The following is a 23,387-nucleotide window of genomic DNA, read 5'->3' on the forward strand; positions in this document are numbered from 1 at the left end:
TCGATGCGGGCCCGGCCGGCCCGCCGGCCCCGGGGGGCGGGCGTGTTCAAGCGGGACCCCCAGGCCGCGAGCCCCGCGAGCGGGAGCGCCAGCCCGGCCGCCCCGGCGCGCACCCTGGCACTGCCGGCCAAGCCCGCCGCGCGCCCGGCCAAGCCGGCGCCGGCACGTGCACGTGCCACTGCGCATACCGAAGCCGAGGAATGGGAAACCTTCTGAGTCTGCCGTAAAAAATGATGAAACGCCCGGCCAAGCGCCGGGCGTTTCGTTTAGATCCTTTCCAATTCGCAAATCCAAGTGTCAAATTGGCCATGATTTGACGATTTTGCGCGACACTCGGGCGCAGCCCTCTGTTGTTTCCTTGACGCACTATCCATGCTCGGGCAAAGTTTTGCCTGCCGCGGCCCCGTCCGTTTCCGTTTCCCTCACCGCCCCATGCCCGTCGATTACCAGCAGCCTCCCGCCGAAGTCGCCCAGGTCCAGCCTGCCGCCGCCCCGTTCGAACAACAGTACGAGGAGGCGCGCAGGCTCGCCAACTCGGGCCAGCCCGAACTGGCGTTGGCCGCTTATAACGCCCTGCTAGCGCGCTCGCCGGGCAACGTAGACGTACTGCTCGGGCGCGGTATCCTGCTCAGCCGCCTGGAGCGCTGGAGCGAGGCCGAGGCCGACCTGACGGCCGCTGCCAAGGCCTCGCCGGAATATGCCGACGTCTGGTTCGCGCTCGGCAGGCTGTACCAATGGCAGGACCGGCCGGCGCAGGCCGCCGAGGCCTATGGCCGCGCCGCCGCGCTGCGTCCCGGCGATGCCGCCACCCTGGCGGCGCATGCCCAGGCGCTGCGCGCCTTGCAGCCGCATCCGCAACCGTCGCCCCAGCCGTTCACCGGCAATCCTGAAGCAGCGATCGCTGCGGGCTACACCTGGGCCGCCGGCCTTTCCGGCAGCTGGCAGGACGTGGGCGACGGCCCGCGCTGGAACGACCAGACCCTGAGCGTGCGCCACTACATGAAGCGCGGCTCGATCGGCTTCGAGGCGCTGCGCGCCCACCGCTTCGACCAAACCGGGCGTGCCTGGGCCATCGACGCCTATGCCAGCCTGTGGCAAGGCGCCTATGCCAACCTGCGCTACCAGCGGGCGCCGAGCGAACGCCTTTTCCCGGACCATTCCGGCCGCATCGAGCTGTATCAGTCGCTCGGCAACGGTTGGGAAGCCTCGGTGAGCGACGACCTGCTCGGCTTCGATTCGCGCGTGAACATCTATGGCGTCAGCCTGGCTAAATACACCGGCAACTTCTACCTGCAGCTGCGTCACCAGAACATCGTGTCGCAAGGCTCGCAGAGCTCGGGCGACCGCCTGCTGGCGCGCTGGTACTACGCGGGCGACGCCGACAGCTACCTCGAAGCGACGGCCAACCGGGGCCGCAGCGACGACCCGCTCTCGCTCACCGGCGGCCGCGCGCGTTCGGGCGGCGGCAGCCTGACCTGGGTCCACTACCTGTCGCGCGACTGGGGTACGCGGGTTGGCGCCAGCTTTGCCCGGAGCGGAAGCGGCGAGGCGCGCGAGCGCGGCCTGAGCCTCGGCCTCTATCGCCGCTGGTAAGCCATGGAAGGCCTGCCTGTCGGCCAGCGGCTGAAATCTGCCCTGGAAGCGGCTTTTGAAGCCGCTGCGTTTACCCTGTCGTCGCTGCCCGCGCTGATGCTGGCCTGGCTGTGCCTGCGCATCGCCGAGGCCATCCATGCCGCAGCCGCCGGCGTGCCGCACTCGACCCTGTTCGGCGTCGGTATCGGCAACGACACCTTGTCGCTGCTGCGCTACGGCTTCGTGTTCCTGCTCGGCTCCCTACCGCTGGCCTTCATCGCCTCGCAGCGCCTGCGCATCGCCTGCCTAGGTACACTGTGGAGTGCGCTGCTGTGCGCCGATGCGGCGCTGCTGCAGTACCACTGGGTGGCGGGCGTGCCGCTCGGCGCCGACCTGTTCGCCTACAGCGGCGACGAAGTCGCGACCGTCATGGCCAGCGGCTGGCAGGCCAGCCCGCTGCTGCTGGCCGCCCTGGTGCTCGGCCTGGGTGTATTGTGGGGCGTGCTCCTGCTGTCACGGCATGAACTGTGGCCGCGCGCCAGCGGGCGCATGGCGGGTATCGCGCTGGCGGCCAGCCTCGCGGCCTTCGCCTTATTGCCGGCGCGCATTGTGCCGGCCGTGGTGCACACCGACGCCGACCTGGGCTTCGTCATCAACAAGGCCGCCTTTTTCGCCGACAGCAACCTGGCCGGCCTGCGCGGCCAGGCGGCGCAGGCCAGCGACCACGGGACGTTGCAGGGCCAGGCGCCGTGGGACGGCAAGGACCCGCACTACCCCTTCCTGCGTGCCGAGCGCACACCCGATACCCTCGGACCGCTGCTGCGCCGCGCCGACGCGCCGCCGAACCTGGTGTTCGTGATCGTCGAAGGCCTGGGCCGCAGCTTTTCCGGTCCCGGGGCACGCCTGGGCAGCTTCACGCCCTTCCTCGACGAGCTGGCAGGACGCAGCCTCTACTTCGAAAACTTCCTGGCCGGCCAGGGCCGCACTTTCGGCGTGCTGACCACGATCTTCGGTTCGCTGCCCTTCGGCGAACACGGCCTGGCCGCGCTGGGCGAGCGCATGCCGCGGCACGATTCGCTCCTGTCCATCCTGAAGGGACAGGGCTACGACCTGCGCTTCTACTCGGGCTCGAACATGGAGTTCGACAACGAAGGTTTGTTCCTGCGCCGCCAGGGTGTGGACAGCATCGTCAGCGAGAAGGACTACGGCCCGGATGCAGAGCGCGCCAACGATTGGGGCTATGCCGACCGCGACCTGATGGACATGGCGCTGCGCCGCGAAGCGGCAGCCAGGGCGACGCCCTACGCCACCATCATCCAGACCACCAGCATGCACACGCCCTTCACCTTCCCCGGCAAGGACGCCTACCTGCAGCGGGTCGATGCGCACGTGGCGCGCCTGGGGCTGCGCGAGCGGCCGGAATACCGCGCCCAGCGCGAGGTGTTCGCCAGCATCCTGTACACCGATGACGCGCTGCGCCTGTTCTTCGAGAAGGCCTCGACCCTGCCCGGCTACGCCAACACCGTGTTCGTCATCACCGGCGACCACCGCCTGCCCGAGCTGCCGATGGACACCCGCATCGAGCGCTACCACGTGCCGCTGATCATCCATTCCCCCCTGCTCAAGGCCCCAGGGTCGGTCAAGTCGGTGTCCTCGCAGTTCGACATCGCTCCCTCGCTGCTGGCCTGGCTGTCGAAGGACTATGGCCTGAAGGCCCCGCGCCAGGTCACCTGGCTGGGCACCGGGCTCGACACCGAGAAGAGCTTCCGCAACCTGCACGCGATCCCGCTCAAGCAGACCAAGACCGAGATGAGCGACTTCATCTCCGGCACGGCCTATCTCGCGCAAGGCAATCTGTACATGCTCGGCGACGGCATGGAAACCGAGCGCGCCGATAATCCGGCGGCGCTGTCGCTGGCGCAGGCCCAGTTCCACGCCTTCCTGAAGGCGAATCGCCAGGCTGGTACCAGCACGGCGCTGGCGCCCGAAGGCGGAGCGCTCGCCGGCTGGGGCGGCGAGCGCAGCCTGCACGGCACGCCGCTGGTACAGCAGGCCGGTGACGTCGCCGTGCGCGGCCTGCGCCCGCGTCCCGACGCCAAGCGCCTGGCGATCGAAGCCACCTTCAGCAACAGCGCCGCCACCGAGTCGCGCGCCTTTGCGCCGCTGCTCGTCATCGCCGACGCGCATGGTGTCGAGATCGGCGAAACCACCGGCGAGGCGCGCCGGCTGGGCGCAGGCGAGTCGGCCTCGATCACGCTGCGCGCGAACCTGCCGCGCCTCCCGTCCGGCACCTACTACATTTCCGTAATCCCCTCCCATCCCGACACCGGCCGCGCGATCGGCGTCGGTCAATACCACGTGGAACTGAAACTGTGAAGCATACCCTCGCCTGCCTGGCGCTGATGCTGGCCTGCGCCGGCGGTGCCGCCCATGCCTCCGATGCAGCCGCTCCGCGCGCGATCTGGACCTGGGAAGAAGACAGCAGCGCCATGCTGCAGCAGCCGGCCGCGGCGGAACGCGCGATCGCCTTCCTGAAGTCGAAGTCGGTGCAGACCGTGTTCCTGTATGCCGACGCCTTCGGTGGCGGCAACCCGATCGTGTCGAACCCGGCCCAGTACCGACGCCTGGTCCGGCGCCTGCATGCCTCGGGCCTGCGGGTCTACGCCCTGCTCGGCTCCGCCTACCTGCACACCGAACGCTACGTGCTGCCCAGGCACCATGCGGACGCGGTGGCAATGCTGCAGCGCGTCCTCGACTACAACCGCACGGCGGCGCCGGAAGAGCGCTTCGACGGCGTCAATGTCGACATCGAACCGCACATCCTGCCGGAATGGTCGGCGCGCAAGATGGAATTGCTGGCCGGTTTCCTCGACATGTCGGACGCGCTGATGCGCACCGTACGTGCCTCCGGCCAGTCGCTGCCGGTCGGGCCGGCGATACCATTCTGGCTGGACGGGATCGAGCTGGAGTGGAAAGGCAGGCGCAAGCCGGTGAGCCAGCACGTGCAGGACACCTACGACTACGTGGCGCTGATGGACTACCGCGACCGCGCCGAAGGCGGCGACGGCATCGTCAGCCATGCAATGGACGAACTGCAGTACGGCGAGACCATCGGGCGCCGCGTGCTGATCGGCGTCGAGACCATGCCCAACGCGATCAAGAAAGTGTCCTTCCACCACCTGCGCGAGCCCGACCTCGAGCGCGAACTGGACGAGACCCGCGCTGCCGTCGGCGGGATGCCCTCGTTCGGAGGCTTCGTGGTGCACCACTACGGCTCCTACCGCAAGTGGCTGGGGCTGGACTGAGGTAGCGCCAGCCGAGCCCTGCCAAGGCAGGCGGCGCTACCTTGCCGGTTACGGATGCGCCCGCCAGGCAAGGGCGCTATGATCGGCGCCGCCTTCAACCCAACCCAGACGAACTCCATGTACCAGCCATTCCCGCTCCGCCCGACGACGCGTGCCGCCGTATTTGCCGCCCTGCTGCTGCCGGCCGCCCTGCCCGCGCGCGCCGGCGTCCTGGACGAAGTGCCGCTGCCCGACATCAGCGCCGTGACCGACTACCGGCCGAAGATCCCGCTGCGGGTGTACTCGGCCGACAAGGTCCTGATCGGCGAGTTCGGCCTAGAACGGCGCGACTTCGTGCCGATCGCGAAGATCCCTCCCCTGATGAAGGCCGCCGTGCTGGCGATCGAGGACTCTCGCTTCTATGAGCACAGCGGCATCGACTGGATCCGCGCGCTGGGCGCCGCCAAGGCCAACCTGGCGTCGCTCGGCAGTTTCCGCCAGGGCGGCTCCACCATCACCATGCAGGTGGCGCGCAACTTCTTCCTGTCGCGCGACAAGACCCTGCCGCGCAAGCTGACCGAGGTCGCCCTGGCCTACAAGATCGAGCAGGCCCTGTCCAAGGACGAGATCCTCGAGGTCTACATGAACCAGATCTACCTGGGCCAGCGTTCCTACGGCTTCGCCAGCGCGGCGCGCACCTATTTCGGCAAGCCCTTGTCGAGCCTGAGCCTGGCCGAGGCCGCGATGCTGGCCGGCCTGCCGCAGAACCCGTCGCGCCACAACCCGGTGGCCAATCCGGAGCGCGCGCAGCAGCGCCAGCAGGTGGTCCTCAAGCGCATGCTGGCGCTGGGGAAGATCACCGAGGCGCAGTACCGCCAGGCGCTGGCCGAACCGCTGCGCGTGCGACGCGACGGCGGCGGCCCGGGTGCGGGCGCCGAATACGTCGCCGAGCTGGCGCGCCAGGCCGCCCATGCACGCTTCGGGCAGGCGGCCTACGAGCACGGCTACACGGTCACCACCAGCATCAACGCGGCCGAGCAGCTAGCGGCCTACGAGGCGGTGCGCCGCAACGCCATCGCCTACGACCGCCGCCATGGCTACCGCGGACCGGAAGCGCGCATCACGCTGCCGAAAGCGGAGCAAGAGCGCGAAGAGGCGGTCAACGAGGCCCTGCAGAAGCGCCCCGCGGTCAGCGGCTTCACGCCCGCCGTGGTGCTGGCGGCGTCGCCCAAGCGGGTGCGCGTCGTTACCCGCGACGGCGACACCATCGAGATCAAGGCCGGCGGGCTCGCCTTCGCCGCCCCTGCCCTCCTGCCTTCCGCCAAGGCCGGCCTCAAGCTGGCGCCGGGGGCGGTAGTGCGCATCGCCCCCAGTGGCAAGGATGGCTGGGCCATCACCCAGCTGCCGCAGGTGGCCTCGGCCTTCGTCGCGCTCGATGCCCAGACCGGCCTGGTGCGCGCCATGGTGGGCGGGGTCGACTACCAGCTGCAGAAACTCAATCACGTGACGCAGGCCTGGCGCCAGCCGGGATCGAGCATCAAGCCCTTCGTGTATTCAGCGGCGCTGGAGCGCGGCTTCTTCCCGGGCACGACCATCCTCGACGAACCGCTCGATTTTTCGAACGAGAAGGCCTATGCCAACTGGTCGCCGCGTAACGACGACGGCCTGTTCGAGGGTCCGGTGACGATCCGCCATGCGCTCACGCACTCGCGCAACGTGCCGACGGTGCGCATGCTGCGCGCGCTCGACGTCGACTATGCGCGCGAACACCTGGGGCGCTTCGGCTTCGACATGGCGCGTCATCCCAGCAACCTGACCCTGGCGCTCGGCACCGGCGCGGTGACGCCGCTGCAGATGGCCGGCGCCTACGCGGTGCTGGCCAACGGCGGCTACCGGGTCGAGCCCAGCCTGGGCATGACGATCCACAACCGCGACGGCAAGCTGCTGTTCGAGAGCGGCAAGCCGCGCCCGCTCCAGGAGAGCGCGCGCGTGCTGGATGCCCGCAATGCCTTCATCGCGGACAGCATGCTGCGCGACGTGGCGCGCTTCGGCACCGGCGCCCAGGCCTCGCGTCTCTTGAACCGCACCGACCTGGCGGGCAAGACCGGCACCACCAGCAACGCCATCGACGGCTGGTTCGCCGGCTATGGCGCCAATGTGGTGGCGGTGGCCTGGATGGGCTACGACGAGCCGCGCTCGCTGGGGAGTCACGAATTCGGCTCCACGCTGGCCTTGCCGGTATGGGTCGACTACATGCGCGTGGCGCTGGCGAAGACGCCGCAGCGCGAGCGCACGCCGCCCGAGGGCGTGGTGCGCGCCGGCGGCGACTGGGTGTACGCGGAGTTTGCCGAACCGGCGCCGGCCGTGGAGGACGGCACTGCTGCACCTGTGGCGCCGCAGTCACCGTAACAAGGCAGGGCGGGTGCCGGAGCTTGTATCCGGCACGCCGCCGTGTGATCGCTTATTTGCCTGGCGGCGCCGGGAACAGGATCGCCGGACCCTTCGGGGCCACTCCCGGAGCGAGCGCGGCGGGCGCCGGCTTGCCGGCCGGGCCGAGATGGCGCACGAAGCGGTGGATCGCGCGCAGGTCTTCCTTGTCCATCTGGTGCAGCGTGAACCAGGGCATCGGCGGGCGCGCCTGCATGGTCTGCGCCATCCTGATCCAGTCGTCCTCGCCGAGCGCATTCATCGACAGGCGCAGGTTGGTCGGGTAGGTCGTGCCCCAGGGGCCGCGCCAGCCCAGCTGGTCGCCCTGCAGCCAGTCCTTCTCGGGCACCTTGCCGGCGCTCATGCCATAGCCGGCGGTATGGCAGTCGTTGCAGCCGCCGACCTTGACCAGGTAGCGCCCGCGCTCGATGTACTTGCCTTGTGCCGTGGCGTTCGCCGCTGGCTGGTGCGGATTGTTCTGTGCCGCCTGCACGGCAGGCATGGCCAGGGCCAGCAGCACGGCGGCGGCGCAGGCTTTGTGAAGAGGTGAGATCATGTACTCGGTTCCCGATAATGGCCGACCCATGATGCAGCGAGTAGCGCGGGCGCCGGCTGTTTCTTGTCAATAGGCGACAAGATAGCCGGCGTTCGCGGTCGATGGCAGCCCCACGGCTGGGGGGATCGTGCATGCCGCCTTACGGAAGGCCCTGTACCGTCCCCTCCTTCGGATAGTCGATCACATAGTCGACGTTGAAGCGGGCGGTCTCGTTCGGCTTGAGCGTGCGCTCCCAGCCGACCACGCCGCGCCGCTGCTGCCAGTCCTTCACGGTCGGTTCCGGATCCAGGGAGATCCTGGCGCTGATCTTGTCCGACTGGCTGACCGGGGTCGGCTCGAGCACCAGGATATCGATCGGCTGGCGGTGCAGGTTCGTCACCACATAGGTGTCGGCGATGCGCTTCTGGTTCTCGCGGTTGAAGAAGCCCGCTTCGCCCGATTTCTCGTTGCGGCGCTCGGTGCTCACGCGCACCAGCGGGTCGCGCCCGAAGGCCATGTTGAAGCGCTCGCTGGCCTGGGGATCCCAGTGCAGTGCGCCCACGTAGGAACCGTCGCGGCGCAGCTGCACCTGGCCCGGCAGCCAGACGCCGTCGGGCCGCGCCGCATCGATGGTCAGCACCGCGGTATCCTTGTGGTCGCGCGGGGCAATGCGCACCAGCTGCTTGACGGCCAGGTTCTGCTTGGCCAGGCCGACCGAGATCTCGCGGCCATCCGATGCCAGGTCGACCCGGGCCGGCACCTCGAATTCGGTCGTGAAGCTGCCCTGCGTCTCGATGACCGGCGCGATGTAGTCGTCGGCGGCGACGCGCGAACCGGTGACCATCACCGGGGACGGCGCCGGCGGCGGTGCGGCCGGCGCGATGCGCCGGGCATATTCATGTCGAACATTGAGCGCAGCCTGCACTTCCTGCGGCGGCCGGTGGGTCAGCAGCCACGGGAAGGGATCGGGCGCATAGGCGGTCAGGTTCGGCTGGCCGGTCGACAGGCGCAGCCTGACCCGGCTCCAGTCCTCGCCGGTCTTTTGCGAAATCGCCGCCATCCGCTCCAGTTCCACGGTGGACGTGTTCGAGTCCAGCGTGGCGCGATAGGTCGGCTTCCAGCCGGCGCGGTTGACCTGGTAGGACAGCAGGATCTTGCCGGGCTGGCGCACCGCGACCGCCACCGTCATGCTGCGGCTGTCGCGCGTGCTGGCCTGGACCTTGGCGAGATCGCCCTTGAGGGCGCCCAGCTGCTTGGTCAGCCCACGCTTCCTCACCTCGGCCTCGTGCATGCGGGCCAGGGCCTCGCTGCCGCCCTTGCGGATCGCGTCCAGGGTCCCCAGCAAAGCCTTGGGGTCGCCCGCGGCACGTCCCGGCGCGTTGTCGCCGCCGCCCAGGCGCTCGAGGTAGCCCTGCACCAGCTGGGACGATTTGATCTCGGCATCGACCAGCGCGACCTGGTCCTGCAGCGCCTGGATCTTTGCTTCGAGTTCCGCCTGGCGCGGGCTCGGGCTGTCGACGGCGCGCTGGTCGCGCGTGAGCACCTGCCCGACCTGGATGCCCGGATCGGCCTGCAGGCGCACGGTGTCGGTATTGAAATTGGCCAGCAGGCCGGTGATCTCGACCTGGGTCATGCCCGGCGTTACCTGGACCAGGCGCTCCACCGTGGCGCTGCCCGGATACAGGGTGACGCTCTGGATCGGCGCCTCGACGGCGGATGCGCCGGATGCGGCCAGCGCCAGGAGGATGGTCCACTGCTGCTTGATTGCCATGGAATCTCTTTCAAAAGTGAAATATTTCCGCGAGCGTAGCAGATGTGGCCTGGCAAAAAACATCACAAAACCACGAGATAGCAAAGACTGTGTAACGAGACGTTTCAGGAAGCGCCGCGTGTCGCCATGACCTGCTCCACCAGGCGCTGCGGCGGCTCGCGCACGTCGAGCGTGACGCCGCGTTCATCCGGCTGGAGCGGTTCGAGGGTGCGCAGCTGGCTGTCGAGCAGCGATACCGGCATGAAGTGCCCGCTGCGCGCCGCCATGCGCTGTGCAATGAGATCGCGATCGCCATGCAGGTGCACGAAGCGCACGTCGCCGCCATCGCCGCGCAGCACGTCGCGGTAGGCGCGCTTGAGCGCGGAGCACGACAGCACGACCACCGGTTCCGTCTGCCATGCCCGCTCGATCTCGGCGCGCAATGCCTGCAGCCAGCCGCGCCGGTCTTCGTCGTCGAGCGGGATCCCGGCCGACATCTTCGCCACGTTTTCCGGCGGATGGAAGCGGTCGCCCTCGATGAAGGGTGCACCGAGCGCCTGCGCCAGCCGCGCGCCGATGTCGCTCTTGCCGCAGGCGCTGACGCCCATTACCACCCATGCCGTCCGTTTGTCCATGTGCTCTGTTCGTCCTGGTTCATCGAGGGATGGCGACTGTCCGCTTGGGGTGCGACGCACTGTGCAAGCTCATATGGGGATTGGCGCAGCCTTCCTTGAACAGTTTCGCATACTCGGCAAGCGGCGGCAGGCCGAGCGCACGCCGCCGCTCGTCGACCCCGGCGATATCCTCGATCTCGAAAGGCTGCCACTCGGTCCTGCTGACGCAGCTGCCCTGGGTGCCGAAGCGTTGCGGATAGTGGGTGCGGTCGTACAGGTAGGCGAAATTCGTCCCGGATGCCTGCCCTTGCTGCACCAGGGGCTCCATCAAGGCCAGCACCTCGCGCTGGAAAGCCTGGTCCCGGTCCGCGTGCTGGGCGATCAGCCAGGCGGCCGTGGCGCCGTCCTGGCCGACCATCGAGACCGTCGGCCAGCCAAGCTGCGCGACGATCTGCTTCAGGCGCGAGCGGTTGGCGTCGTCGACGGCGGCCCAGCGGCTGAAGTCACCCTTGCGCGCGAGCTGGCGGACTTCCTGGTCGGTGTCGGCCATCTTCAGGAGTTCGGCACGCAAGGCGGCATGGGTCGGATCTGCAGCACAGGCGCCTGCACAAGCAGCGTAGAAGACGAGGGCGCTGAAGCGAAGCCGCAGGCGAAGATGTTTCATGCTTTCTCCCAACGCGAAACACACTGGTTCAAATTCCAATTTTGGCCAGGATGAGTTATCACCAGAGCCACATTCTCGATCTTCAGGCGTTGTATTTTGGTACCTATGGTAAATACTTTCCAACTACCAATCTGACGATAGATATACTCAAATCACGAAACATGCATGTTTTCAAGATAAAAACATGTGAATTCGTCATTTTTATCTTTATTTCTACTCGAATAAGCATAAGGAGCGCGCCATGCGCGTCAATACCCCCATTACCAACACCGAGTATGTCCTGACCGAAGGCCGCACCATCGTCTCCACTACCGACCTTCGGGGCAATATCCGGTACGCCAACCCCTACTTCATCGAGGTCAGTGGCTTCACTGAAGACGAGCTGATCGGCGCTCCACAGAACCTGGTGCGCCATCCGGACATGCCGGTGGAAGCCTTCGCCGACCTGTGGGCCACGATCCGCTCCGGCATGCCGTGGAGCGGCATGGTCAAGAATCGCTGCAAGAACGGCGACTATTACTGGGTGTATGCGAACGTGACGCCGGTGATCGAGAACGGCGAGGCTGTCGGCTACATGTCGGTGCGTACCAAGCCCTCACGCGAGCAGGTGGCGGCTGCCACTGCCTTGTATCGTGAGTTCAGGGCTGGTAACCCACGCAAGCTAATCCTTCAACATGGCCGGATTCTGGAAAGCGGCCTGTCCGGTCGCCTGGCGCGCCTGCGCAGTCTGCCGCTGCGTGCCCAAGTCAATCTGGGCATGGGCGTGCTGGCGATGGTCCTGCTGGCCAATTTGATACATGCGTGGCAATCCGCGTCGTCCTACTGGAACCTGGGCCCGATCGCAGCGGCGTTGCTCATTACCGCCGGCCTCTGGTTCAGCCTGCGCCGCAACGTGCTGGCTCCGCTCGACAGCGCCACGTCCTTCACACGCCGCCTGGCCGGCGGCGACCTGACCGGCCGCATCGACAGCACCGCCGACAACGAAATGGGCCAGCTGGTCGCGGCCCTGCGCCAGACCTCGATCAACTTGTTCAGCGTGATCGGCGATGTGCGCGGCAACTTCGACGAGATCCGCCATGCCACCGGCGAGATCGCCGATGGCAACATGGACTTGTCCGGCCGTACCGAATCGCAGGCGTCTAGCCTGGAAGAGACTGCAGCCAGCATGGAGCAACTGACCCAGAACGTGGCGCAAAACAGCGACAAGGTAAAGACCGCCAACGAGCTGGCGGCGCGGGCGGCCAGCATGGCAAGCCGCGGCGGCAGCACGGTTGACGAAGTGGTCAGCACCATGGAAGCAATCAGCACCTCGTCCCACAAGGTACTCGACATCATCACCATGATCGACGGCATTGCTTTCCAGACCAATATCCTGGCGCTGAATGCTGCCGTCGAAGCAGCCCGTGCCGGCGAACAGGGCCGCGGCTTCGCGGTCGTGGCAAGCGAAGTGCGTAACCTATCGCAGCGTACGGCCGCCGCGGCCAAGGAAGTCAAGCAGCTGATCGACGTGTCGATCGCCACCGTGGACAGCGGCAGCCGCCTGACCGCACTCGCCGGCCAAACGATGGGAGAAATCATCGATTCAGTCGAGAGCGTGCGCAAGGTGATGGAAGAAATCGCCGCTGCCACTGTCGAGCAAAGCGGTGGCCTCGGCCAAGTCAACCAGGCGGTTGGCCAGCTCGACGCGATTACCCAGCAGAACGCGGCGCTGGTCGAGGAAGCGGCGGCGGCAGCGGCTTCGCTGTCGCAGCAGGCGGACAGCGTGGCGCAGGCGCTGGCGGTATTCCGCCTCCATACGGGCGCCACGGAGCGCGCGTTGCCATCGCGTGGAAAGACCCAGCTTAAGCTCGCGGCCTGATTCAAGGGATGGCCGCTGCGCCCGCCATCCCGCTAGCAAAAGTCGCGGCTCGGCGCGCGCAGCTTCCCGAGCAAATGCGACATGTCCACCAGCCGCTTGGCCACCAGGTGCCGCACCTCGCCCTGTTTCTGCCAGATGCCGTACACCCCGAGCAGCGGGGCATTCAGCACCTCGCGCCGCTGCTGCTCCACCAGCGTGGGCCAGACGATCACGTTGATGTTCCCGGTCTCGTCCTCGAGCGTCATGAACAGCACGCCCTTGGCCGTCCCGGGCCGCTGGCGCACCGTCACCAGGCCGCAGGCGCGCGCCAGCTGGCCGTCGGCATAGTCGGCGAGAACCGAGGCCGGCATGAAGCGCTTGGCCAGCAGCTGCTCACGCAGCAGCGCCAGCGGATGGCGGCCCAGTGTCAAGCCCTGCGCGCGGTAGTCGCCCACGGTCTCGTCGGCTTCGGTCGGCGCCGCCAGCTGCGGCAGTTCCTCCTGCGGCGTGGTCGGGCGCAGCAGGTCGCGGTCAGGCACCGCCCCCACCGCTTGCCACAGCGCTTCGCGCCGGTGCCCGGCCAGCGACTGCAGCGCATTGGCGCCGGCCAGCACCTGCAGGTCGCCACGGTCGAGCTGGGCGCGGCGCGCCAGGTCGGCCACGCTCTCGAAGGGGCGCACCGCGCGCGCCATCTCGATGCGCAGGGCCACTTCCTGTTTCAGCCCGCGCAGCAAGCAAAGACCCAGGCGCACCGCGGGCTGGCGCGACCGGCTTGTGGGATGCAGTTCCTCCAGGGCCGAGTCCCAGCCGCTGATGGCGACGTCCACCGGGCGCACCTCGATGCCGTGGCGGCGCGCATCCTGCACCAGCTGCGAGGGGCTGTAGAAGCCCATCGGCTGGCTGTTGAGCAGCGCGCAGAGAAAGGCCGCCGGCTCGTGGCACTTGAGCCAGGAACTGGCATAGGCCAGCAGCGCGAAGCTGGCCGCGTGCGACTCGGGAAAGCCGTATTCGCCGAAGCCCTGGATCTGGCTGAAGATCGCTTCCGCGAACTCCAGCGTGTAGCCGCGCTCCAGCATGCCGCGCACGATGCGGTCGTAGTATTTTTCGAGCCCGCCCTTGCGCTTCCAGGCCGCCATCGCGCGCCGCAGCTGGTCGGCCTCGCCCGGCGTGAAGCCGGCGCCGAGGATCGCCACCTGCATCACCTGCTCCTGGAAGATCGGCACGCCCAGGGTGCGCTCGAGCGCCACCTTCATTTCCGGACTCGGATAGTGGATCGGCTCCAGGCCCTGCCTGCGTCGCAAATAAGGATGCACCATGCCGCCCTGGATCGGGCCGGGGCGCACCACGGCCACCTCGATTACCAGATCATAGAAGCGGCGCGGGCGCATGCGCGGCAACATGCTCATCTGGGCGCGCGACTCGATCTGGAACACGCCCACGGTGTCGGCCGCGCAGATCATGTCGTAGGTGGCGCTGTCGTCGGGCGGGATGTCCTGCATCTCGAACAGGTTGCCGTAGCGCTGGCCCACCAGTTCGAGGCCGCGCCGCATCATCGACAGCATGCCCAGCGCCAGCACGTCGACCTTCATCAGGCCGAGTTCTTCGAGGTCGTTCTTGTCCCACTGGATGACGCTGCGCTCCGCCATGGTGGCGTTCTCGATCGGCACCAGGCGCGACAATTTGCCGCGCGCGATGACGAAGCCGCCCGGGTGCTGCGACAGGTGGCGCGGGAAGTTCAGCAGCTTGTCGGCCAGCGTGGCCCACTGCTGCGCCAGGCGCGATTCCGGGTCCAGTCCCGCCTCCGCCAGGCGTCCCAGCAAATCGGCGCGGCTGTCGAACCAGTGGTGGGTCTTGGCCACCTTCTCGACGATGGCCAGGTCGATGCCGAGCGCGCGCCCGCTGTCGCGCAGTGCGCTCTTGGGACGGTAGCTGATCACCACCGCGGCCAGCGCCGCGCGCTCGCGCCCGTATTTCCGGTAGATGTACTGGATGACTTCCTCGCGGCGCTGGTGTTCGAAGTCGACGTCGATGTCGGGCGGCTCGTTGCGCTCCTTCGAGATGAAGCGTTCGAACAGCAGGCTGGCGCGCGCCGGGTCGACCTCGGTGATGCCGAGGCAGTAGCACACCGCGGAATTGGCGGCCGAGCCGCGCCCCTGGCACAGGATGTGTTGCGAGCGCGCGAAGCGCACGATGTCGTACACGGTGAGGAAGTAATGTTCGTACTTCATCTCGGCGATGAGCCCGAGTTCGTGCTCGATCTGCGCCTGCACCTTGGCCGGGATGCCCTCGCGGAAGCGCCGGTGCGCGCCGATATAGGTTTCCTGGCGCAGGAAGCTGGTGGCATCCATGCCGGGCGGGATCACTTCGTCGGGATATTCGTAGCGCAGCTCATCCAGCGAGAAGGTGCACAGGCGCGCGATGCGCAGCGTCTCGGCCAATGCCTCGCGGCCGTAGATGTTGGCCAGGCGCAGGCGCGACCGCAGGTGCTGCTCGGCGTTCTGGGCCAGGCCATAACCGCATTCGGCCACCGGCTTCTTCAGGCGGGTGGCGGTGAGCGTGTCCTGCAGGGGTTTACGTGAGCGCACGTGCATCACCACGTGGCCGAGCGCCGTGATCGGCAGGCCGTGCTGCCAGCCCACCTCTTCCACCGCCTCGCGGTGCGGTTCGTCGAAGGCGCGGTGCAGCAGGACCAGGCCGAGCCAGGCGCGGCCCGGGAAGGTGCTCGCCATCCAGGCGGCTTGCCCGTGCAGGCGGTCGACGTCCGCCGCTTCGTGCGAGGGATAAGCGGGGAGCAGGATCGCCAGGCAGTCGGGCATGTGCTTCAGGTGCGCGTACGCGGGCGCGGGCCGGGCCAGGTCGTCCGGCGTGAGAAAGTAGGTCCCTTTTTCGCTGCGGGTGCGGCCCAGGGTGATCAGCTCCGCAAGGTTGCCGTAGCCGTTGCGGTTCTTGGCCAGCAGCAGCAGCGACAGCGCCGGGCTGCCGTCCGGGTTCTTCAGGTGGAAGTGGGCGCCGATCACCAGGTGCAGGCCGGCCTTCTTGGCCTCGGCATGGGCGCGCACCACCCCGGCCAGCGAGCATTCGTCGGTCAGCGCCAGGGCAAAATAATCGAGCTGGACCGCGCGCGCCACCAGTTCCTCCGCATGCGAGGCTCCTTCGAGGAAGGAGAAGTTCGACAGGCAGAACAGCTCCGCATACGGAGGCAAAACCTGTGGTGGCGGTGAAAGCGGATCGGTCATCGGCAGAGGACGGACAAAAGCGGGGCGAACGGGATACAATGCTGGACAAACCGGCAATACTGTATAAAAACACAGTATAACCGAGACTTCCCGCTCGACAAGGAGAAACGCATGCAGATTCGTGTACTGCGCTGTTTTGGCGAACATGCCGGCGACGGCAACCCGGCCCTCGTCATCGAAGGCGGCCATTCGAGCGAGGAAGCACGCCGCGCGCTGGCGCGAGCACGCAACACCACCTGCGTCTTCCTCGACGGCGAGGTGGTCGATTTCTATTACCCGCACATGCGCAGCCCGCTGTGCCTGCACGCCACGCTGGCCGTGGCGCACGTGCTGTTCGGGCGCCATCCCGATGCCGCCCTGCTTTCGGTGACGACGGCGATGCGCGGCCAGCGGCTCACGCTGCTGCGCGGCGATCATGCCTTCTATGTTCGCCTGCAGGCGCAGGAAGTGGCGCAGCCGGTGCTGGCAAGCGGCTTGCTGGAGCACTTGCTCGCGGCGCCCGGCTTCGTGCCGGCATCGCCGCCGCGCGTTGCTTCGGTCGGCAGCCCGAAGCTGCTGGTCGAGGTGCCGGACTCCGCCACTCTGCTTGGCCTGCGGCCGGACCTGGAAGCGATCACGGCATGGAGCAAGAAGGCCGGCATCAACGGCATCTATGCCTGGTGCCGCCTTCCCGACGGCCGCTTCGAAGGCCGCAACTTCAACCATCTCGACCCGGCCCTGGAAGACAGTGCCACCGGCGTGGCGGCGGGTGCGCTCACCGCGCTGCTGGGACATGGCATCGTACTGAGACAGGGACGCGCCACCGGCCATTCATGCATCATCAGGACCCGGGCAGAAGACGGGGCCATCCTGGTCGGCGGCCGCACGGAGCCGGCCGCGCTCATTGAATCGACCGGGCGGCCCTGATACGTTTGGTAGCATTCCTTACTGCCTGGCTTCACCTGTCCGGCCCGGTTTGCGGTGTAATGGACACATCGCGAAAGCACACCGCGTCACCAGGAGAACAGCATGAAACCACGTTTGATCGCATCGGCACTGATCGCCCTTACCCTGACTGCCAGCGGCAGCGCGTTCGCCCAGCGCGGCGACCATGGCCACGACGGCCGCAACGGCAACGCCTATGGGCAGGACAGCCGCCGTGGCGACAAGCATGACAACGGCCGCTATGACAATGACCGCCATGACGGCCCACGCGGCAACGCCAACCAGCGCGCCAACGACCGCAATCATGATCGCTACTACGACGCCCGCCAGTTCCATCGCGACGACCGGCGCGGCGCCGGACCGCGCCACGACCTGCGCCGCGGCCAGCACCTGAGCAAGGAATACCGCGACAGCCGCTACGTCGTCACCGACTGGCGCGACCGCCACCTGAGCGCGCCGCCGCGCGGCCACCACTGGGTCCGCGCCGGTAACGACTACATCCTGGCCGCCATCGCCACCGGTCTGATCGCACAGGTCTTGCTGAGCAACTGACACGACACCGGATCAGTCCCGGAAAGGCCGCGCCCCTGTAACAGGGCGCGGCCTTTTTTCGCATGGCCAGGCCGTATTGACGCTGCCAGCAAGGGCTGTCCCCCGTCCGCGAGCTGGTATACACTTCCGCGCACGCTCTACCGGAGCTCATCCATCCTGCGGACATGAAACCACAACTCCTGACCTACGCCCTCCCCTTGATCCTGCTCGGCGCCAGTGCCACCGCACGCGCCGACGTCGATTACCAGCTGCGCATTACCGATGCGGCACAGCACCTGGCCGAAGTGCGCGCCACCTTCCCGGCGGCCGCCGGCACCACGCTCGACGTGCACATGCCGAACTGGCGCACCGGCCGCTACAACATGCTCAACCTCGCTAACGGCGTGCGCCTGTTCAAGGCCTTCGACGCCAAGGGTCAGCCGCTGCCGGTCGCCAAGACCGACAAGGGCACCTGGCAGGTCTCTACCCGCCCAGGCGACGCGGTGACGGTGCAGTACGAGCTGTACGCCAACCTGCTGGGCGAGCGCACCCGCCACATCGACGACACCCACGCCTACCTGGATGCCAGCGGCGTGTTCGTCTACGCCGCGCCCTTCCGCAAGGAGAAGGTAGCGGTCAAGCTGGACGTGCCGCAGGGCTGGAAGTCGCGTTCGGGCATGGATTCGGGCAACTGCGACCACTGCTTCGTGGCGCCGAACTACGACGTGCTGATCGACGCGCCGATCGAGACCGGCATCCACGAGTTCTACACCGACAAGGTGGATGGCCGCAGCATCGAGCTGGCGATCTGGGGCCGCGGCAACCACGACGGCAAGCAGATGATGACCGACCTGAAGAAGATCGTCGTCGAGACCGCGAAGATGTACGGCAACCAGTATCCGTTCCAGCGCTACCTGTTCATCGTCCACGCCACCGACGGCGTCGGCGGCGCCACCGAGCACGCCAATTCCACCGTCATCCAGAAATCCCGCTGGACCTTCGCGCCGCGCAAGGACTACCTGAACTTCCTGCGCGTGGCCGCGCACGAGTTCTATCACACCTGGAACGTCAAGGCCTACCGTCCGAAGGAGATGGTGCCCTACGACTACCAGAACGAGAACTACAACCGCCTGCTGTGGGTCGCCGAAGGCCACACCTCCTACTACGACGAGCTGATCGTCCTGCGCGCCGGCCTGCAGAAGCGCGACGAGTTCCTCGAAGGCTACGCCAAGCTGATCGACGACTACCTGCACCAGCCGGGCCGCTTCCAGCAGAGCGCGGCCGACGCCAGCTTCGACGAGTGGATCGCCGTCGGCGGCGAGCGCGCACGCAACGCCTCGGTCAACATCTACTCCAAGGGCCAGGTGCTGGCGCTGATGATGGACATCGAGCTGCGCCGCCAGACCGGCGGCAAGCGCGGCCTCGAGGACATGCACCGCATCCTGTTCGAGAAGCACTCGACCGCCCAGGGCGGCTACGACGTGCCGGCCGTGCTGGCGGCATTGCGCAGCATGAGCGGCCAGGACTGGAGCGGCTGGTGGGCCCAGTACGTGGACGGCACCACAGAGATCCCGTTCGACACCCTGCTGGCCCAGGTCGGCCTGCAAAAGATCGCCGACGTGCCGAAGGACCAGGAGCAGAAGACCGAATGGTGGGCCGGCTGGACCCTGCGCGACGGCAGCGACCCGGCGGTGGTCACCGTCGTCGAGCGCGACAGCCCGGCATGGAAGGCCGGCGTGGTCTCGGGCGACACCCTGGTGGCCGTGAACGGCCTGCGCGTGTCCGCCAAGGACATCGGCGACAAGATGTCGCTGGTGAAGACCGCCCCGTTCAAGGTGCACCTGTTCCGCCGCGACGAGCTGGTGGAAAAGCAGCTCACCCCGCTGCAGCAGCCGAAAGGCAAGGCCAAGCTGAAGGTCGCGGACAAGGCGACCGACGCGCAGAAGGCGCTGAACGCGTCCTGGCTCGGCGTGGCCTGGCCGAAAGACGATTCTGCGAGGGCGGAATCGACAGCGGCGGCCAAGAAGCCGTAAGGTTTGTTTGAACGAAACCGCGGCCCCGGTCCACACCGGGGCCGCGGTTTTTTCATGGGCGCTCGTCCAGCACCCGGTCGATCAGGCCATACTCCGCCGCCTGACCGGCCGACATGAAATTGTCGCGGTCCGAATCCTTCTCGATCCGGCTCAGCGGCTGCCCGGTGCGCTCGGCGATTATTCCGGCACCTGCTCCAGCAGTTGCCGCGCCAGCAGGCCGGCATGCGGGGTCAGCGCGGAGAAGTCGCGCGCGCACAGGTAGAGCTGCCTGGCCGCCCAGGCTTCGGACAGGGTCAGGACGGCCAGGTCGCGTTCGATCGTTGCGGCCAGGGCACGGGAGAGGATCGAAATGCCGATGCCCGCCTCGACGTACCTGGCCACCTGCCCGGTATTGCGCAACTGGATGCGGTAGTCGAGCTGGCGGCCCAGGCGCGCCGCCCGTTCCGCCAGGTGCGTCTCCAACGCGGTGTCGGCCATGCCCACGATCGGCTCGGCGAGGATATCGGCAAAGCTCACCTGCGCCTGCCCGGCCAGGCGGTGCGAACGGCCCACCAGCACCACCAGCTGGTCGCTGGCCACCAGGTGCGTCTGCAGCATGCGCATGTCCGTGACGTCGGCGACGACGCCCAGGTCGGCGCGCAGGTCCACCAGCGCCTGGACGATGTCGGTGCTGGGCCGCTCTTCCAGGTCGATCGACAGGTCGGGGTGCGCCGCCAGGAAGCGGCACAGTTGCGGCGGCAGGAAGGCGGCCATCGCCGCCGTGTTCGAGAGCAGGCGGATGCGGCCCTTGAGGCCGGTCGCATAGGTGCGCAGCTCGCCGCGCATCTGTTCGACCTGGCCCAGGATCGAGCGGGCATGCCGCACCAGGGCCTCGCCGGCCGCGGTCGGACGTACGCCCCGGCGGTTGCGTTCCAGCAGGGGCGCGCCGAGTGCCGCTTCCATGCCGGCGATGCGTTCGCTGACCGATGCCAGCGCCAGGTGCATCGCGCGTGCGCCGTACGTCAGGCTGCCGCATTCGACGACGCTCAGGAACAGCCGCATGTCGGTCAGGTCGAAACGCATCGTACAGCCCCTCGCTTTCGGAATTTCCGAAGTCTAGCACCGGAATTGCCAGATTGCGCAGGCCTGCAGACTGGCCTACCATCATTTACATCGGTTCAGGCGAATGCTTACGGGAGGAAACCATGCTGGACGCCTTGCTGGCAACGATCGGCATACTGGGCCTGCTGGCCACCATCGCAGTCAAGTTCGGTAAATCGTGCACGGAAGCGATGGCGCGCCACGCCGAGCGCCACGAAGACCCGCCCGAGACCGGTCCGGCGCCAGCTTCCCCACGCGCCTGCCCGCACCGCCGGCGTCGCAGGAAGGCGCTGGCCAGAGGATAGATGCGGGTTATATATTGACAACGTTGTGTTAATGATACAGCGCCTTGGTGCTCCGTGATGGGATTGTTTAGTATTTAATTTTCCCTCGGAGTAACCAGTGCTCACACTCAAACGTCTACCCAAGTCGGTCCTGCTCGCCCTGTACAGCGGCGCCGCTTTCGCTACCCTGGCGCCAAGCGCCTTCGCCCAGAGCAGCACTGCGCAGGAGCCGTCCACCACCCCGGTCGCCGCCGGCACCCCGGCCGCTGCGGACAGCAAGGGTGGCAGCGGCATCCAGAGCGTCAGCATCGTCGGCTCGCGCCGCGTCGGCAACGTCTCCGATATCGACACATCGGTCCCGGTCGACTTCATCCCGATGACCAAGGCGACCGAACAGGGCGGCCAGTTCGACCTGGCGCAAGTCCTGAACAACGTCTCGCCCTCGTTCAACTCGACGCGCCAGACCGGCGCCGACGGCGCCGACCTGATCGACTCGGCCGCCCTGCGCGGCCTGGGTTCGGACCAGACCCTGGTGCTGGTCAACGGCAAGCGCCGCCACACCACCGCCCTGGTCAACCTGTTCGGCGCACGCAACCGCGGCAACACCGGCACCGACATGAACGCGATCCCCTTGATGGCGATCCGTAACGTGCAGGTGCTGCGCGACGGCGCCGCCGCGCAGTACGGCTCGGACGCGATCGCCGGCGTGCTCAACATCGAGCTGAAGAAGAGCCTCGGCTGCGAGATGGTGGCCGGCTTCGGCCAGTACACCGAGGGCGATGGCGACAACTACCTGGCCTCGGCCTACTGCGGCGTGGCCGTCGGCGGCGGCGTGCTGGGCATCACCGGCGAATACTACGACCGCGGCCGCTCCAACCGTGCCGAGGAAGGCAGTCCGCGCATCATCGGCGACACCAAGTCGCAGAACAGCACCGTCTACCTGAACGGCGAATTCCCGGCGGGCGACGGCAAGCTGTACGTCACCGCCGGCGCCCAGAACCGCGACGCCTCGTCGGCCGCCTGGGCGCGCGAAGGCCTGGGCTCCGAGGACATCCCCTCGCGCAACTCGGCCGCCATGTACCCGAACGGCTTCGTCCCCTTCATCAACGGCGACATCAACGACCACTACGGCACCCTCGGCTACCGCTTCCGCCTGGGCGAATGGAACACCGACGTCTCGCAGACCTTCGGCCAGAACCGCATGCGCTACACCATCGCGAACACGCTCAACGCGTCGATCGCCAACCTCGACCTGCTGCGCGGCGGGCCGGGCAGGAGCGCCAGCATGTTCGACGCCGGCGGCTTCTCGTTCCGCCAGGCGACCACCAACCTGGACTTCTCGCGCTTCTTCGAGGGCATCGGCAAGGGCATGAACGTGGCCTTCGGCTTCGAGCACCGCCGCGAGAACTACCAGATCAAGGCGGGCGAGCCGGGTTCCTATGTCGACGCCGATGGCGTGGGCGTGGGCGGCAACGCCGGCAGCCAGGGCTTCCCGGGCTTCCAGCCGATCGACGTGACCGACAGCGACCGCCACTCGAACGCCGCCTACCTCGACCTCGAGACCGACCTCGCCGAGGGCTTGAAGCTGCAGGCGGCGCTGCGCCACGAGCGCTACTCGGACTTCGGCGCCACCACCACCGGCAAGCTGGCGGCCGCCTACCGGATCAACCCGGCCCTGCTGCTGCGCGGCTCGGCCAGCACGGGCTTTCGTGCGCCTTCGCTGCAGCAGGTCTACTTCTCGTCGACCTTCACCGACTTCGTCAACGGCCAGCCGCTCGACGTGGTGCTGGCCCCGAACGGCGGCCGCGTAGCGAATGCCGCCGGCATCCCGCAACTGAAGGAAGAGGAATCGAAGAGCTATACCCTGGGCCTGACCTGGTCCCCCGGCCAGGCCACCTCGCTGACGGCCGACCTGTACCGCATCAACATCGACGACCGCATCGTGCTGTCGGGCCGCTTCGACGCCGACAACTACCCTGCCCTGGGCGCCACCCTGCAGGGGCTGGGCGTGGGCCAGGCGCAGTTCTTCGTCAACTCGGTGGACACCAGGACCCAGGGCCTGGACGTGACCCTGTCGCACCGCATGGACCTGGGCGCCGGCAAGCTGAACGCCTTCCTGGCCCTGAACTTCAGCAAGACCGAAGTGACCGGCGTGCATGCGCCGAGCGCCCTCAGGGGCTTCGAGGACGTGCTGCTGTCCGAGCGCGAGCGCCTGTTCATCGAGGAAGGCGCGCCGCGCCGCAAGGCCACGCTGGGCTTCGACCATACCCTGGGCAAGCTGGAAACCGCGCTGCGCATCGTGCATTTCGGCCCGCAGACGCTGGGCACCTTCTCGGGCCCGCCGGTGCCGAACCAGTACTACGAGCCGAAGACCTCGGCCGACCTGTCCTTCACCTGGGCCTTCACCGAGAAAACCAAGTTCACCGTCGGCGGCACCAACATCTTCGACGTCAAGCCGAGCGCGCAGGATCCGAACGAGACCGACAACGGTTTCAGGTACGAGAGCGTGCAGTTCGGCCTGAACGGGGCGGCCTGGTTCGCGCGGCTGTCGCACCGCTTCTGAAGGCCGTCATCCGGTCCAGAAAAAGGGTTCCCGATGGAACCCTTTTTATGCGT

17 protein-coding genes and 1 pseudogene are annotated in these 23,387 nt (G+C 67.5%); 11 read left to right on the forward strand and 7 right to left on the reverse strand.

Going from position 1 to position 23,387, the window contains the following annotated elements; all coding sequences use genetic code 11:
- Positions 1-42: 42 nt before the first annotated feature.
- The 5 genes from B2R83_RS17350 (at position 43) to B2R83_RS17370 (ending at position 7,265) form a co-directional block, all read left to right on the forward strand.
- Entirely contained in the window at positions 43-216 is a 174-nt protein-coding gene (locus B2R83_RS17350; protein WP_292043927.1) for a hypothetical protein, read from the forward strand.
- A gap of 216 nt (positions 217-432) precedes the next feature.
- Positions 433-1,593, forward strand: coding sequence for a YaiO family outer membrane beta-barrel protein (locus B2R83_RS17355; RefSeq protein ID WP_292043928.1), 1,161 nt, complete (start codon positions 433-435; stop codon positions 1,591-1,593).
- A 3-nt stretch (positions 1,594-1,596) separates the two neighbouring features.
- A complete protein-coding gene (locus B2R83_RS17360; protein WP_292043929.1) occupies positions 1,597-3,948 on the forward strand; it encodes an LTA synthase family protein in 2,352 nt (783 codons plus the stop codon).
- The gene (locus B2R83_RS17365) at positions 3,945-4,877 is read left to right on the forward strand and encodes a hypothetical protein (RefSeq protein ID WP_292043930.1); all 933 of its coding nucleotides are present in this window, start codon (positions 3,945-3,947) and stop codon (positions 4,875-4,877) included. Before B2R83_RS17360 ends, B2R83_RS17365 begins: the two co-directional genes overlap by 4 nt.
- 117 nt (positions 4,878-4,994) lie before the next feature.
- Entirely contained in the window at positions 4,995-7,265 is a 2,271-nt protein-coding gene (locus B2R83_RS17370; RefSeq protein ID WP_292043931.1) for a penicillin-binding protein 1A, read from the forward strand.
- A 52-nt stretch (positions 7,266-7,317) separates the two neighbouring features.
- On the opposite strand, the gene B2R83_RS17375 is transcribed toward B2R83_RS17370, so the two are convergent.
- The 4 genes from B2R83_RS17375 to B2R83_RS17390 form a co-directional block, all read right to left on the reverse strand.
- Positions 7,318-7,839: a cytochrome C gene (locus tag B2R83_RS17375; protein WP_292043932.1), complete on the reverse strand. Its 522-nt coding sequence runs from the start codon at positions 7,837-7,839 to the stop codon at positions 7,318-7,320.
- A gap of 139 nt (positions 7,840-7,978) precedes the next feature.
- Entirely contained in the window at positions 7,979-9,589 is a 1,611-nt protein-coding gene (locus tag B2R83_RS17380) for a mucoidy inhibitor MuiA family protein (RefSeq protein ID WP_292043933.1), read from the reverse strand.
- Between the two features lie 104 nt (positions 9,590-9,693).
- Complete coding sequence (locus B2R83_RS17385; protein WP_292043934.1) at positions 9,694-10,203, reverse strand: gluconokinase; 510 nt, start codon at positions 10,201-10,203, stop codon at positions 9,694-9,696.
- 19 nt (positions 10,204-10,222) lie between these two features.
- Positions 10,223-10,846 carry a DUF6624 domain-containing protein gene (locus tag B2R83_RS17390; protein WP_292043935.1) on the reverse strand — a complete coding sequence of 208 codons (624 nt, stop codon included), beginning with the start codon at positions 10,844-10,846 and terminating at the stop codon, positions 10,223-10,225.
- Between the two features lie 241 nt (positions 10,847-11,087).
- Between B2R83_RS17390 and B2R83_RS17395 the strand changes: the two genes are divergently transcribed.
- Positions 11,088-12,704, forward strand: a complete 1,617-nt coding sequence (locus B2R83_RS17395) for a methyl-accepting chemotaxis protein (RefSeq protein ID WP_292043936.1) — start codon at positions 11,088-11,090, stop codon at positions 12,702-12,704.
- 32 nt (positions 12,705-12,736) lie between these two features.
- On the opposite strand, the gene B2R83_RS17400 is transcribed toward B2R83_RS17395, so the two are convergent.
- Entirely contained in the window at positions 12,737-15,919 is a 3,183-nt protein-coding gene (locus B2R83_RS17400) for an error-prone DNA polymerase (RefSeq protein WP_292043937.1), read from the reverse strand.
- Between the two features lie 111 nt (positions 15,920-16,030).
- Here B2R83_RS17400 and B2R83_RS17405 point away from each other — a divergent pair, with 111 nt between their 5' ends.
- The 3 genes from B2R83_RS17405 (at position 16,031) to B2R83_RS17415 (ending at position 19,407) form a co-directional block, all read left to right on the forward strand.
- Complete coding sequence (locus B2R83_RS17405) at positions 16,031-16,825, forward strand: PhzF family phenazine biosynthesis protein (RefSeq protein WP_292043938.1); 795 nt, start codon at positions 16,031-16,033, stop codon at positions 16,823-16,825.
- 102 nt (positions 16,826-16,927) lie between these two features.
- Positions 16,928-17,395, forward strand: coding sequence for an RcnB family protein (locus B2R83_RS17410; protein ID WP_036214217.1), 468 nt, complete (start codon positions 16,928-16,930; stop codon positions 17,393-17,395).
- Between the two features lie 164 nt (positions 17,396-17,559).
- Positions 17,560-19,407 (forward strand): M61 family metallopeptidase, encoded by a 1,848-nt coding sequence (locus B2R83_RS17415; RefSeq protein ID WP_292043939.1) that lies wholly within the window; start codon positions 17,560-17,562, stop codon positions 19,405-19,407.
- 52 nt (positions 19,408-19,459) lie between these two features.
- Here B2R83_RS17415 and B2R83_RS24065 read toward each other — a convergent pair.
- Positions 19,460-19,591: pseudogene (locus B2R83_RS24065) on the reverse strand (ATP-dependent Clp protease proteolytic subunit); the annotation flags it as partial.
- Positions 19,585-20,469 carry a LysR substrate-binding domain-containing protein gene (locus tag B2R83_RS17425; protein WP_292043940.1) on the reverse strand — a complete coding sequence of 295 codons (885 nt, stop codon included), beginning with the start codon at positions 20,467-20,469 and terminating at the stop codon, positions 19,585-19,587. The pseudogene B2R83_RS24065 and the gene B2R83_RS17425, both read right to left, overlap by 7 nt.
- A gap of 122 nt (positions 20,470-20,591) precedes the next feature.
- Between B2R83_RS17425 and B2R83_RS17430 the strand changes: the two genes are divergently transcribed.
- Together B2R83_RS17430 and B2R83_RS17435 are read left to right on the forward strand one after the other, a co-directional pair.
- Entirely contained in the window at positions 20,592-20,792 is a 201-nt protein-coding gene (locus B2R83_RS17430; RefSeq protein WP_292043941.1) for a hypothetical protein, read from the forward strand.
- 97 nt (positions 20,793-20,889) lie between these two features.
- Positions 20,890-23,334 carry a TonB-dependent receptor plug domain-containing protein gene (locus B2R83_RS17435; protein ID WP_292043942.1) on the forward strand — a complete coding sequence of 815 codons (2,445 nt, stop codon included), beginning with the start codon at positions 20,890-20,892 and terminating at the stop codon, positions 23,332-23,334.
- Positions 23,335-23,387: the final 53 nt, after the last annotated feature.

The sequence above is a fragment of the Massilia sp. UBA6681 genome (assembly GCF_002454935.1).
Classification (GTDB): domain Bacteria; phylum Pseudomonadota; class Gammaproteobacteria; order Burkholderiales; family Burkholderiaceae_D; genus Telluria; species Telluria varians.

Coding starts and splice junctions, on each gene's coding strand:
- B2R83_RS17355 (WP_292043928.1), top strand. CDS start 433: ATGCCCGTCGATTACCAGCAGCCTCCCGCCGAAGTCGCCCAGGTCCAG.
- B2R83_RS17360 (WP_292043929.1), top strand. CDS start 1,597: ATGGAAGGCCTGCCTGTCGGCCAGCGGCTGAAATCTGCCCTGGAAGCG.
- B2R83_RS17370 (WP_292043931.1), top strand. CDS start 4,995: ATGTACCAGCCATTCCCGCTCCGCCCGACGACGCGTGCCGCCGTATTT.
- B2R83_RS17375 (WP_292043932.1), bottom strand. CDS start 7,839: ATGATCTCACCTCTTCACAAAGCCTGCGCCGCCGCCGTGCTGCTGGCC.
- B2R83_RS17380 (WP_292043933.1), bottom strand. CDS start 9,589: ATGGCAATCAAGCAGCAGTGGACCATCCTCCTGGCGCTGGCCGCATCC.
- B2R83_RS17385 (WP_292043934.1), bottom strand. CDS start 10,203: ATGGACAAACGGACGGCATGGGTGGTAATGGGCGTCAGCGCCTGCGGC.
- B2R83_RS17390 (WP_292043935.1), bottom strand. CDS start 10,846: ATGAAACATCTTCGCCTGCGGCTTCGCTTCAGCGCCCTCGTCTTCTAC.
- B2R83_RS17395 (WP_292043936.1), top strand. CDS start 11,088: ATGCGCGTCAATACCCCCATTACCAACACCGAGTATGTCCTGACCGAA.
- B2R83_RS17400 (WP_292043937.1), bottom strand. CDS start 15,919: ATGACCGATCCGCTTTCACCGCCACCACAGGTTTTGCCTCCGTATGCG.
- B2R83_RS17405 (WP_292043938.1), top strand. CDS start 16,031: ATGCAGATTCGTGTACTGCGCTGTTTTGGCGAACATGCCGGCGACGGC.
- B2R83_RS17410 (WP_036214217.1), top strand. CDS start 16,928: ATGAAACCACGTTTGATCGCATCGGCACTGATCGCCCTTACCCTGACT.
- B2R83_RS17415 (WP_292043939.1), top strand. CDS start 17,560: ATGAAACCACAACTCCTGACCTACGCCCTCCCCTTGATCCTGCTCGGC.
- B2R83_RS17425 (WP_292043940.1), bottom strand. CDS start 20,469: ATGCGTTTCGACCTGACCGACATGCGGCTGTTCCTGAGCGTCGTCGAA.
- B2R83_RS17430 (WP_292043941.1), top strand. CDS start 20,592: ATGCTGGACGCCTTGCTGGCAACGATCGGCATACTGGGCCTGCTGGCC.